The 13,114-nt window shown below is 47.1% G+C and carries 4 protein-coding genes, 1 tRNA gene and 2 rRNA genes; 4 read left to right on the forward strand and 3 right to left on the reverse strand.

Going from position 1 to position 13,114, the window contains the following annotated elements:
- Window positions 1-26: 26 nt before the first annotated feature.
- Genes L4D09_RS05475 through L4D09_RS05490 form a run of 4 tightly spaced genes read left to right on the forward strand, consistent with a single transcriptional unit; the run spans window position 27 to window position 12,319 of the window.
- The gene (locus L4D09_RS05475) at window positions 27-797 is read left to right on the forward strand and encodes a homoserine O-acetyltransferase/O-succinyltransferase family protein (protein WP_428456487.1); all 771 of its coding nucleotides are present in this window, start codon (window positions 27-29) and stop codon (window positions 795-797) included.
- Between the two features lie 6 nt (window positions 798-803).
- Entirely contained in the window at window positions 804-2,402 is a 1,599-nt protein-coding gene (locus tag L4D09_RS05480; protein WP_428456488.1) for an MBL fold metallo-hydrolase, read from the forward strand.
- A 55-nt stretch (window positions 2,403-2,457) separates the two neighbouring features.
- On the forward strand, window positions 2,458-7,737 hold the full coding sequence (locus tag L4D09_RS05485) for an amino acid adenylation domain-containing protein (protein WP_428456489.1): 5,280 nt from the start codon (window positions 2,458-2,460) through the stop codon (window positions 7,735-7,737).
- Window positions 7,738-7,792: 55 nt separating this feature from the next.
- The gene (locus L4D09_RS05490; protein WP_428456490.1) at window positions 7,793-12,319 is read left to right on the forward strand and encodes a non-ribosomal peptide synthetase; all 4,527 of its coding nucleotides are present in this window, start codon (window positions 7,793-7,795) and stop codon (window positions 12,317-12,319) included.
- 260 nt (window positions 12,320-12,579) lie between these two features.
- Here L4D09_RS05490 and L4D09_RS05495 read toward each other — a convergent pair.
- The 3 genes from L4D09_RS05495 to L4D09_RS05505 form a co-directional block, all read right to left on the reverse strand.
- Window positions 12,580-12,656, reverse strand: a tRNA-Asp gene (locus L4D09_RS05495).
- A 66-nt stretch (window positions 12,657-12,722) separates the two neighbouring features.
- Window positions 12,723-12,838: ribosomal RNA gene (gene rrf, locus L4D09_RS05500) — 5S ribosomal RNA — on the reverse strand.
- Window positions 12,839-12,956: 118 nt separating this feature from the next.
- Window positions 12,957-13,114 (reverse strand): 23S ribosomal RNA (locus tag L4D09_RS05505); the annotation flags it as partial.

Consider the following 13,114-nt stretch of genomic DNA (forward strand, 5'->3'; position numbering starts at 1 on the left):
AAACTATTACGGTAACGGATAAAACTATGCATATCGGTATTATTAATTTGATGCCGGATCCTGAGTTATATATAAATGAAATAACCTCTTTACTAAAGGGGTATTCTTATGATTTGTCTTGGATCCACCTATCAGATAAAAAAAATGGGCACCAAAGTGCGCAAGTCCCTGACTTCCACTACCCAACCTTACAACAGGCCAAGCCTTTTGACTTAATCGTCGTAACTGGTGCGCCTGTTGAAAAGCTACGCTTCGAGGATGTTGAATATTGGCAGGAGCTTTGTGCCATTTTGCACGATGCTATTTCAAACGGTACCCGTCTTCTAGGAGTCTGCTGGGGGGCTATGGCCGTTGCCAAACTTTATGGATTAGATAAGCAGGTTAGCACCAACAAAGCCTTCGGTGTTTATGGCTTTAGCAACCCCCAGCCAAGTCTACCGCTAATGGAAGGCATGGAAGAGACATTCCACTGGCCAGTCAGTACCTATGCCACCTTCAACACGGAGCAAGCCGACGCCCTGATCTCGAGTGGTGAATGGTTAGGTATCGGTAAACACCCTGATATTGGTTACGGTCTACTGTGTTCGACTAATCAGCAAATCTTACTCAGCCTTGGCCACCCGGAGTACTCCCCTCAACGATTACTCAACGAGTACCTGCGCGATAGTGCACAGGGCCTAAACACTGCCTTTCCCTCAGGGCTAACCGAAGATGATCCCGTGACCTTTCGTCACGCCAAAAACACCTGCGTATTTAGTAACTGGTTATACGGAATTTATATAAATAATAAGGATTAATAAAACATGGCTAACCAATATTACCTTCGCTCCGATGTCTATTTCGAGCCACTATTCAATAACTGGTATGTTTGGCCCTATCTCCTTGCACCTGCCACTGGTGCAATGAATATGGCAAACCACCAGCAGCGTCTACTTAAATCATTTATTGCCAACGCCAAACTCCATGCCGCTTCTGCTAAACATAAAGCCATGGTGGGTAGCTCGATGGTCGATTGTCGTGAAGAGCAAGTTGACCAAGTGAAAGCGATTTTGCAGCAAACCCAGACAACTCACGCCAACTTACTCGATTTTGCACAGGCTATCCGTGATCTCGATGACCTACTGCGCGAAAAAGCGCACGGTGAATCCCTTGAGCCACTGTATGCAGAGGTGCCTGAGTGTCTAAAAGGCTATGTTGAGTTGGTTTACGACCTAAATAACCAGCCATCTTACCGTCTGATCGAAGGTTTGCTCTACCTCAGCGAGTTCTACAAACCTGAAGGGCAGAGCTTGTGCTTTGGGGTCCAGCATAGTGATGAGCGTCCCTTTGTACTCAGTACCCCACGACTGGCCGATGAACACCATCTACACATCAAAGTACCGTTTGATCACCCATTTACAGAGGCTATCTTCAGAATGCGTGAAGAGCCCCAATCTCTTGAATATCTACGAGAGTTACTCGGAGAGAGTGAATTGGCAGGCGGGCTTGATTTTGAATCCTTGTTCACGACCGAAGCACCACGTCGCTCAAATGCTTATCAAGGGCAAGATGTAAAAGTAAATTATCTTGGCCATGCTGGCGTTATGGTGGAGACCAATCGTACCTGTATTATGGTCGATCCGGTGATCCCCTACACCAACGATGAATATACAGACAAACTCACGTTTGAAGATCTTCCGCCATTTATTGACTACGTGATGGTTACCCACACCCATATGGATCACGTCTGTATAGAAACACTGCTTCAGCTAAAACATAAGATTGGAACCATTCTAGTACCGAAAAATAACGGTGGCAGCCTGGCCGATCCATCCATCAAACTGATGCTCCAACATCTCGGTTTTCCACGTGTACAAGAAATGGAAGACATGGAGTCATTGACAGTATCTGATGGAAAAATCACTGCCTTGCCGTTCTTAGGCGAGCATGCTGATGTCAACGTTCGCTCTAAGGCAGCTTGGCTTGTTAACCTGAAAGGTCGCAAAATACTACTAGCTGCCGACTCATCGAATATCGACCATCACCTCTATGAACATATCTATCAATTTAGCGGAGATGTTGATGCCCTTTACATAGGCATGGAATGTACTGGAGGCCCACTAAAGTGGCTTTATGGCTCACTACTCACCCAACCTATCAGCAAAGAAATGAATGAATCTCGTCGCTTTAACGGGTCTGACTTCAATGCTGCTGTCGGTCTAGTTGAAAAATTTAATGTCGAAACAGTCAATGTTTACGCACTCGGCATGGAGCCCTGGTATCGCTACTTTATGGGGATTGTCTACAACGATGACGATGCCCAAATGCAAGAATCGCAACGCCTCGTTGATTACTGCAAGCAGCAAGGCCGCAATGGAAAACGCTTGTTTGGTAAAGATGAAATTATTTTCAGCGCTCGCTAACCCAATATGTCGGCCAGCAGTGCTGGCCGTATGATGACAAGGAAGCCAATTAATCATGAACGCACACATTGAACAACACGAAGCACCGCGCTCATTACTCGCAATTCTGGCCAAACGTGCCATTCACCAAGCCGACAAAACGGCGTTTACCTTTATTGATGACAAGAACCAACGCAGTAGCATCAGCTATAGTGAGCTGCATCGTGATGCAACTAGCTTGGCACGCCATTTAAAAACCAAGCTAGATGAAGGAGATCGCGCCGTATTGCTCTATCCCCCAGGCCTTGATTATATACGCGCCTTTTATGCGTGCCTTTATGCGGGGATCGTCGCGGTACCACTTTATCCACCAGCACCAAACCAAAAGCTGGATCGTATCGACAAGGTGGTCAAAAGTTGCAATGCGCAATTAGCTCTCTTCAATGATCAGGTTGCCAAAGGGATCCATGCCTTCTCAGGTGAACATGGTATTTTTCAACCGCACCAGTTACTACAGACCGATCAATTACTGCGCGACACAAATAATCACTCAACAGCGGTTCAGCCAGCTCTCCCCCCGATTGCTGAAGATAACTTAGCTTTTTTACAATATACATCTGGCTCAACAGGCCTTCCGAAGGGGGTTAAGATCAGTCACGGTAACATTGTGGCGAATCTAGAAGCACTCACCGCACAGACTGGCTGTAACGGTGATGATGTATTTGTTAACTGGCTACCCTTATTTCACGATCTTGGCCTCGTTAATACCATGCTACTTCCCGTCTTCCTTGGCTCACACTCCGTATTAATGAGCCCTGTTCGTTTTGTTAAACGCCCGAGTTGCTGGTTCGAGGCTATTTCTGAGTTCAAAGGCACAATTTGTGGTGCTCCGAATTTTGCCTTCGACTTGTGTGTCGCCAAGATTGCCCCTGAAGACTATTTTGAACTCGACCTCAGCCAATGGCGCATTGCCTTCAACGCCGCAGAACCGATCAATCCCGATACACTCGCCCGTTTCGGCGTGCGATTTGCAGGACTGGGATTCAAAGCAAATGCTTTCTATCCTAGTTATGGAATGGCCGAAGCAACCGTCTTTCTTTCTGGTGGCCAAGCAGCAGCACCTTCCGTGATCCGCCTGTTTGATAAGCAGCAACTCAAAAACCGACAAGCCACACTTACAGACAATAAAGAACAAGGACAGAAGCTGGTAGGCTGTGGTGCTTTTCCACCACACCACCACTTTCACATTGTTGATCCAGATAGCCAACAAATCCTCAATGAAGGGCAAGTCGGTGAGGTTTGGGTTGCAGGCCCGAGTATAGCCAAAGGTTACTGGGAATTAGAAGAGCTAAGCCAAGCGGTGTTTGGCGCTCAATTAGCCAATGATGACACCCCTTACCTGCGTACTGGCGATCTTGGCTTTTGTACTGATGGCGAGCTCTATATCTCAGGTCGGATCAAAGATGTCATTATCGTTAGAGGCCAAAACTACTACCCACAAGATTTAGAACGTATTGGGCAAGAAAGCCACCGCGCAATCCGCCCCGGGTGCTGCGTCGCCTTTACTAGCGAACATAACGACAATGTGATCCTCGCGGTCGAAATTAACCCTCGCCAGCTCAAGCAACTACAAGATGCGCCATTAGCCGATCAAATTCGCCAAGCTGCGAAGTCAGCCATCAGCCAAGAGCTGGAACTAAGCATTGACACCGTTCTACTGCTACCACCCGGCACTCTACCCAAAACATCAAGTGGTAAGGTGCAGCGCACACTAACCAAACAACGTTTTCACGATGGTCACTTCACCGATCTTGTTGCAGAAACCGAAGCCTCAAATGGGAAACAAACGGCAAGCCAAATTATAACGGCTAACCATGTCATGGCTCAGCTAGCACCAGCATGGGCAGAAGTACTAAAGCTTAACGATCCCTCATCGCTAACACCTGAAAGCCACTTCTTCAATAGTGGTGGTGATTCACTGGCTGCCACTCAACTAATTGCCGAGGCCGAGAAACATTTTTCACTCACCCTCGACAACGCATTGCTGTTCGAACATCAAACGCTCGGCACATTGGCAACCTTCATTGAACAGGCTATACAACAAGCGACGTCACAACCTGCCGTACAACCGGAGAAAGCAGTCCCGCGAACAGGCGCGATAGTCGCCCCCCTATCTTCAGCCCAGCAGCGACTCTGGTTGATGAACCAGCTAGGGTATGGGGAACTCTGTAATTTACCTCTCAAGTTAACACTTAGCGGCGATCTCGATCGCCGCAGCTTGCAAGAAGCCCTACAATATCTGGTCAATCGCCACGAAACACTTCGGACCTGTTACCCAGCGAATAATGGTATTCCCCAACAGCAAGTAGAAGGGCAAGTCGATGTCACGCTGAGCGAAATAGATCTTAGCCATCTAGATCACGTTGAACGCCAACAACAGCTTGAAACAGTTCAAGCTAATGAAGCGAAACGGAATTTCAGCCTCGAGCATGGGCCAATCTTCGCCGCTAAGCTCGTCATTCTGGGGCCGGAACAACACCAACTGCTGTTCACTGTTCACCACATTGCAGTGGACGGCTGGTCTATGCGCATACTGCTAAAAGAGCTAAAAGCTTGCTATTTAGCAGCTAAAGCGAAGACTCAAGCCGATTTACCGGCTTTGGATATCAGCTATATCGATTACAGCCAATGGCAAAATAATCAATTAGCCGAGTCCACCCCAGCACTGCTTAGTTACTGGCAGAAGCAACTTGCCGGCGCACCGGCACTGCTTGAGTTACCCTATGATTCAGTCCGACCTGCTCGCCAAAGTTTCAATGGCGGCAAGCATACCGAAGTACTTCCTTCGACACTGATTGAGCAAGTGAAGCACGTCGCCAATCAACATGGAGCAACACCATTTATGGTAATGCTCGCGGCTTACCAAATTTTGCTGCGTGCCCTTTCTGATCAAGACGATATTATTGTTGGCACCGATATTGCCAATCGTAACCATCCTCAATTGGGTAATAAGGTTGGCTTTTTCGTAAACCAGCTTGTTTTACGAAACCAAATCGATCCTAATGCTTCGATTGCGGCCTTGATCGACAACGTAAAAACAACAACGCTTGAGGCATTTTCCCATCAGGAATTACCGTTTGATAAACTCGTTGAAGGGTTATGCGTCGACCGTAATCCACAATACTCTCCACTGTTTCAGGTTAAATTTCTATTCAACATTAATCCAAGTGATGAACTTGCAGGGATAGGACTTGAAACGACAGTTGAAGGACAAGACAACGCAGCGGCCCAGTATGATCTGACCTTAAGTGTTGATCAGCAAGCCGATCAAAGCCTAAGTACCACTTTCCATTACAATAGCGATTTGTTCCATGCCACCAGCATTAATCAGATGATGGCATGCTACCAACAAATTTTAACAGCCTTGGTAACGAACACTGAACAACCCCTATCAGAGGTAACCCCTTGGCTGGATCGAACCGCGCCAGCCAGCAATCCACCACCACCCACAATGAGCTTCCGCGAAGTCGGGTTGCAAGTCCATCAGCACGCCCTTGAGCATCCAGACAAAATTGCCGTTAGCACCACTAAAGTACAGCTGACTCAGGCAGAGTTGGATCGCCAATCTAATCGCCTAGCAAACTTCCTTGGGGATATAGCTCAAGAACCTGATGTACCTGTTGGGATCTACCTTGAACGATCCACCGATTTGGTTATTGCCGTACTGGCTTGTATCAAAGCTGGGATCCCTTTCTTACCATTGGATCCAGATTACCCTGACAGCCGAATCGAATTCATGCTGGAAGACAGCGATACCGAACTGCTGCTCACCCACTCATCGCTTGAGGGACAGTTAGTTGACTACTGCGGTGCGACTATCCAGCTTGATGAGGCAGAAGCTTTCCTTGGTGATTACCCAAATAGTCTGCCTGATATCGCAACGGCGAATGAGGCTCTAGCCTACGTGCTGTATACATCTGGCTCTACAGGCCAACCTAAAGGCGTTAAAATTGCTCAGCAATCATTGGCTAACCTATGCCAATGGTATATTGAGTTTGCCAAACTTACGCCTGCAAGTAGAGTGCTTCAGCTAATCCCGTTCAGCTTCGATGCAAGTATCAAAAATATCATTGCCCCTCTAATGGCTGGTGCCCAGCTGACGCTTGCACCTTCAGGTCGTTTTGATGCCTTTGCCACCTGTGAATTAATTGCCTCTGAACAAATTACCTTCTTTAACTGCGTACCAAGCGTGCTGTACAGCTTGGTTCAAGCAAGTGAAAGCCATCACTATCGTCACCTGCAGAGCCTTAAGCTTGTCGCGATGGGGGCGGAAGTACCCGATCTTAACAAGCTGACACCTTGGTTAAGTCAAGGCGATCAACAATGCGATCTCGCCAACATATATGGCCCAACAGAATGTACTGACATCAGCAGTGCATTTTATTTGAAACATACTGATATCCAATCAACCCGAATGCCACTGCCCATTGGTCAATCATTACCGGGCTGCCAATTGCATATCATCAATCAAGAAACATTAGCCCCTACCTACCCCGGAGTATCGGGTGAGCTGTTAATCGCCGGTATTGGCGTCGGTTTGGGCTACCTCAATAATCGTCAGGAAAACAAAGCTAAATATATTACCAACCCATTTGGTGAAGGACTCGCGTATCGAACCGGAGATCTCGCCAAATTAAACAGCAATGGTCAACTTGAATACCTAGGTCGAATAGATCAACAGGTGAAACTCAACGGGATCCGCATTGAGCTCGGGGAGATCGAACGTTCACTCCAAGTGCATGATGCCATCGAGGAGGCTGTTGTCATCGTCAAAGCCGCTAACCAACTCGTCGCTTTTGTAAAAAGCACCGTATTAACACCACCAAATCCTGCTCAATTACGCCAGTATCTCGCCAGCTCGTTACCAGAAAGTATGTTGCCGAGTGCCATCGCCTTTGTTGATGACATTCCACGACTACCAAATGGCAAGGTTAACCGACAAGTATTAGCGGATATTCCCTTGCAAAGTAACGCATCTGCGGCCGAATGTGTTGAGCCACGTAATGACTCAGAGCAGCAGCTGGCAGCGATTTGGCAAGAAGCACTCGAAAGCACCAACTTTGGGGTGCGAGATAATTTCTTCGAGCTAGGCGGGGACTCCATCCTTTGCGTTCAAGTTGTAGCCAAAGCTGAGCAAGTCGGTTTGCTATTTACCGTTGCAGATATGTTCGAGCACCAAACTATTGAGCAACTTGCTGACATTGCTCGCCAATCAACGCCAGCCAACGACATCGAAGAAGAAGACGATGACTTTGATCTGATGTCTGATGCAGACCGAGAAAAACTATTCAGTTAACCCGACATTGGAAGGCCCTGCCGTATACGGCAGGGCATATGAAAAGGATATCACCATGCAACAGCAGACCCTTCCACCAGTGATTGATGGCTACCCGCTTAGCCGAATGCAAGCTGGCATGCATTACCATAACCAACTAAATACCCATTCATCCCTATACCATGATGTCTTCAATTTACATCTTCAAACCCGCTGGGATCAGGCTGCATTTACCCAAGCAATAAAACAAACCCTTAGCCAACATCCATTACTGCGCACCAGTTTTAACGCCACCAAATTCAGTGAACCGATGCAGCTGGTTCATCAGCAGGGAATTGTCAGACTTGAAGTACGCCAGCTGGCTGATAAACCAACGGCTGACGTGCAGATCGAGTCAACGATCAATCAACTCAAAGCATCACCATTAAACCTCACCGAGCCGAGTCAGATCCGCTTCACGGTCTTATTGAGAGAGTCAGGGCAATTCCAATTACTGATCGATGCCCACCACATGATCCTTGATGGGTGGAGTATGGCAACCTTGTTGACTGAACTTTTCCAGCGCTACCTGATAATTCAGGGGTTACTCCCAGAGGTCCCCGACCAACCGCTTCAATCAAACTATAAAGCCTTTATCAAAGCTGAGCGTAAATGCTTGAAAGATGAAGTAACCCGTCAGTATTGGCAGCAACAGCTAGCCGCATTTGAGTACCATGAACTACCAAACTTACGCCCAGATAACGAGCGGCCCGGAGGCATAGCGGAATGGCGCTCAGCATTACCAAGACCGCTGATCAATAATTTGGCAGAGACGGCTAAAAGCCATGGTCTACGCCTAACTAGTTTGCTTCAAGCCGCTCACCTTCGAGTCATCGGCTTACTCACCAACCGTACCGATACGTGTAGCACCACGGTGACTAACGGTCGTCTAGAAAAAATAGATGGTGAACGCGTCATCGGTTTATTTATCAATAGCCTTCCATTGGCTATTGACCTAGTTGATCACTCTTGGCTAAGCCTGGCTCAAGCTATTGAAGCTCAGCTCCAGCAACACCAACCTTATCGCCGCTACCCTTTTGCGGAACTGGTCAAGCAACACGCTACGCCACTCAGTGACTTCGGCTTTAACTACACCCACTTTCACATCTATAAGCATGTGCAAGATATCAGAGGCTTCAATGTTATTAATGGAGAGATCCGTGAAGAAAATAGCTTCAAATTTCATACCTCATTCCATCAGGGATTAACTGGCGACATCAACCTTGCTTTGTCCTATCAGCAAGATTATATCTCTAACAAACAAGCTCAAGCAGCCGGACAGTATTACTTAACTGCACTTCAGCATATCTGTCAGACCCCTAACGCTAAGTGCCTAACAACGCCATTATTGGAAAAGCGAGAGCGGGAACGAATGCTCAACCACTGGAACCCAGTGCCAACAGACACCCAGCAAAACGCCTTTCTTCATCAGCGAGTTGAGCAACAAGCAAAGCATAACCCATCGAGCATTGCGGCCTACTGCGCGGGGTATGCACTGACCTATCAGGCATTAAACGAACGGGCAAATCAGCTGGCTCATCGACTTCGTCAAGAAGGGATAGGGCCCGATCAATTTGTAGGACTATACGTTGATCGCTCTCTGGAAATGCTTATCGGCTTGCTAGGTATCATGAAAGCGGGCGGCGCTTACTTGCCGCTTGACCCACAGTACCCAACAGAGCGTATCGAGTATATGTTGGCTGATGCCAACGCTCATCTTGTTCTCACTCAGCATCACCTTGAAGAGCAACTACCCGCCGGGGGATATCGCTCTATCTCTCTTGACGATAAAACTGAGCTAGCACACCAACCCTGTACCAATTTAAGTACAGCAGACATAGGACTAAAACCTAACCATCTTGCCTATGTTATTTATACCTCAGGAAGTACTGGCAAGCCCAAAGGCGTCATGCTTGAGCATCGTAATCTCAGTAACTTCCTGTCATCAATGGCGCAACAACCTGGGCTGACTGACGATGATACACTTCTAGCTGTCACCTCAATTTCGTTTGACATTCATACACTTGAGCTTTACTTACCTCTGCAAGAAGGCGGAACAGTTGTTATTGCAACCCGAGAGCAAACTCTCGACAGTCAGGCACTCGATAGCCTTATCCAACACCATGATGTGACGGCAATGCAAGCCACACCAGCCACTTGGACAATGTTGACTCAGCAACAATGGCGAGCTCCCTCAGGCTTTAAGGCAATGTGTGGCGGCGAAGCTTTAACCCAGCGCCTACAAGACAATTTACTTGCATCTCCTAGCCTACAGCTGTGGAATATGTATGGTCCAACCGAAACCTGTGTCTGGTCAGCCGTTAGTGAAGTCACGCACACAGCACCAGCCCGTATTGGAACTCCAATCGCTAATACGACCTTTTATATTCTTGACCCGCAAGGCCACCCAGTACCACAAGGGGTTGCAGGTGAGTTATTTATAGGGGGGGATGGATTGGCCCGAGGTTACCATAACCGTCCCGACCTCACCGCAGAGCGCTTTATCAAGCACCCAGTACCAGAGCTTAGCCATGAACGTATTTACCAAACTGGCGATCTCGTACGCCGCCTAGATTCAGGGGAACTAGAATTCATTGGCCGTACCGATTTTCAGGTAAAACTACGTGGATTCAGGATTGAACTGGGAGAGATCGAAACCTGTTTACTACAGCATCCATCGTTCAATCAAGCTGTTGTTCAAGTGGCAGGAAAGCCTGAAAAACTTGTCGCCTACTTAGTGACAGGGAAAGGCGTTGAGGGTCAATCCGCCATTCAGGAATTAAAAAAACACGCCCAGCAGCACTTACCCGCTTACATGCAACCTTCGGTTTATCAATTACTTGATAGCCTACCACTGACGCCAAACGGTAAAGTTAATCGTAAGGCATTACCAACGCCCGATTCTCAGCAGCTACTTGGTAATATGTATACAGCTCCCGAAACGGAAAAAGAAATAAAGCTCAGCAAGATCTGGTCAACCTTGTTAGGCCAGCCTCAAATAGGCCGTGAAGATAACTTTTTTGACTTAGGAGGTGATTCTCTAAGTCTCATTATGCTTAAATCTGAATGTGTTCGACAAGATCTCGACTTTGCTCTAAACCAGTTTCGTGAAAATGCCACTCTCAAGCACTTGGCACAACTGACTGAAACCCCTCCATTAGAAATACCAGCACTAAATGTTGAACTCACACCCGAAGGGAAGTCACAGGAACTACTTTCATTGCCTAACCGTTATGAAATGCAAGAATGTATTCAGCCGGCACGGGACCATCTCGATCTTAACCACTGGAATGCGCTAACAGTACTTGAAATCACCCATAAAGACTTTAATCTGGCGGCACTCAGACAGGCTTTAACGGCTCTATACCAGAGGCACGATTCCCTAAGAGTCAATATGCACTTCAAAGCTAAACAGTGTTTTGAGCATATTAACTCCGATGACTCACCACTTCCTTTCAGCCAGCTAACTTTCACTGAGCAGATACCAGACCTCACTACACATCTCAAAGGTGTGCTTATCGAGCTCCAAAAAGATATCACTTTGGCCAGTTCGCCAGTCCACTTCTGTTTAGTTAGCTACCCTAAATACAACAAACGCTACCTGCTCAATATCATTCATCATCTTTTAGCTGACGGGCACTCCCTCAATATCATGTTTGATGAGTTAAGTGATGATTATGGTAGAGCACTAACCCAGCCGGCCTCAGCAGTAACGAAAGCCGTTAATGATCATGCATTTATCCGTTATACCCAAGGGTTACAAGCCTTTTGTCGGTCATCTCAGGCTCAAGAGCAACTTGATTTTATCCGGAACTTGGATTGGCATGGCCATTCACCGATGAATAAGGATCATACTGGAGCAGATCACAACAACATTGCTAGAGACGACCGACGGATAAGCGTTACCCTTCCTCGAGAAGAAGTCTTAGCGATAAAAGATAAGCTCCAACCTCATCGACAATTATCACTACGAGCCTTAGTGTTAGATGCTGTCTTACATCAAATTAGCCAGCGTAGTCGCAACCAGCAAGTGTTGATCGATGTCCAAAAACATGGCCGGAATGAACTTGGGCTACCACTTGATATGAGCCGGACCGTCGGCTACTTCACTGAGATGTTCAGTATTCCATTCACCCTGAAAAGTACTGGTACGCCGATACAACAGCTACAGTATACGGTCGAACAATTTAGTGAATTCAATCGACGAGCACCAGGCTTCCCCTTACTGAAATACTGCAATGATGAAGCCTCTACTCAGCACTTTATCTCCTCTCTGAGTACTCCGGAAGTCGCAATCAACTTCCAACTTGAAGAGTTCAGTGAACCTGAAGCTATTAATAGCCCATGGTTTAACCCACGTTTTGATGATGCACTTGAGCTCGATGAAATCTGGCGTAATGAACAGCTAATGCGTAAGAGTCTCTGGTACATCATCTATACCGTACGCAACGGTGAATTAGAGATCACATTTACCTATAACCACCATCACTTTAAAGAGGAAACCATGCAAAAAGTTGGGGCTGACACTATTAACCATATTCGCCATACTGTTGAACAGCTTTAAACTTCAGGGATAAATATCAGAGGCGGAGCGGCTGAGCAGGCATTCCAGCTGGACTCATTTATCCTTAGGACAAATCACAAATATATAGACGTAAAAAAGCCCAAGTCTTTCGTCGGGGGACGCCTAGTCTTGGGCTTAGTATCAGTGGTAGAGGGCTGGCTGGGCTAACATTCCAGCAGTACTCATTCGACCGAAGGGCAAACAATCACATTATTCAGGCATAAAAAAACCCGAGTCGTTAGACTCGGGTTTAGTATAATTGGCGGAGCGGACGGGACTCGAACCCGCGACCCCCGGCGTGACAGGCCGGTATTCTAACCAACTGAACTACCGCTCCACACGGTGATAAATACTTACGTATCTATCCGATATCCATCGTTCAATATGAATATCTAAATTAGAAGCCTGGCGATGTCCTACTCTCACATGGGGAAACCCCACACTACCATCGGCGCTATTACGTTTCACTACTGAGTTCGGCATGGGATCAGGTGGGTCCATAATGCTATGGTCGCCAAGCAAATTCTGTTTTATTCACCACCTAATGGCAGTAAATAGCAATCTGGGAAAATCTGACTAGTCTCTCAAACACCATTCAAGYGTTTCGTGGAGTCCGTAAAAACCCCTTGGGTGTTGTATGGTTAAGCCTCACGGGCAATTAGTATCAGTTAGCTCAATGCCTCGCAGCACTTACACACCTGACCTATCTACGTCGTAGTCTCCAACAACCCTTTAGGATACTTAAAGTATCAGGGATGACTCATCTCAGGGCTCGCTTCGCGCTTAGATGCTTTC

It is taken from the genome of Photobacterium makurazakiensis, assembly GCF_050336715.1.
GTDB classification, from domain to species: domain Bacteria; phylum Pseudomonadota; class Gammaproteobacteria; order Enterobacterales; family Vibrionaceae; genus Photobacterium; species Photobacterium makurazakiensis.

Excerpts from the sequence above, each read along its gene's own strand:
- L4D09_RS05475 (WP_428456487.1), top strand. The coding sequence starts at position 27 with ATGCATATCGGTATTATTAATTTGATGCCGGATCCTGAGTTATATATA.
- L4D09_RS05480 (WP_428456488.1), top strand. The coding sequence starts at position 804 with ATGGCTAACCAATATTACCTTCGCTCCGATGTCTATTTCGAGCCACTA.
- L4D09_RS05485 (WP_428456489.1), top strand. The coding sequence starts at position 2,458 with ATGAACGCACACATTGAACAACACGAAGCACCGCGCTCATTACTCGCA.
- L4D09_RS05490 (WP_428456490.1), top strand. The coding sequence starts at position 7,793 with ATGCAACAGCAGACCCTTCCACCAGTGATTGATGGCTACCCGCTTAGC.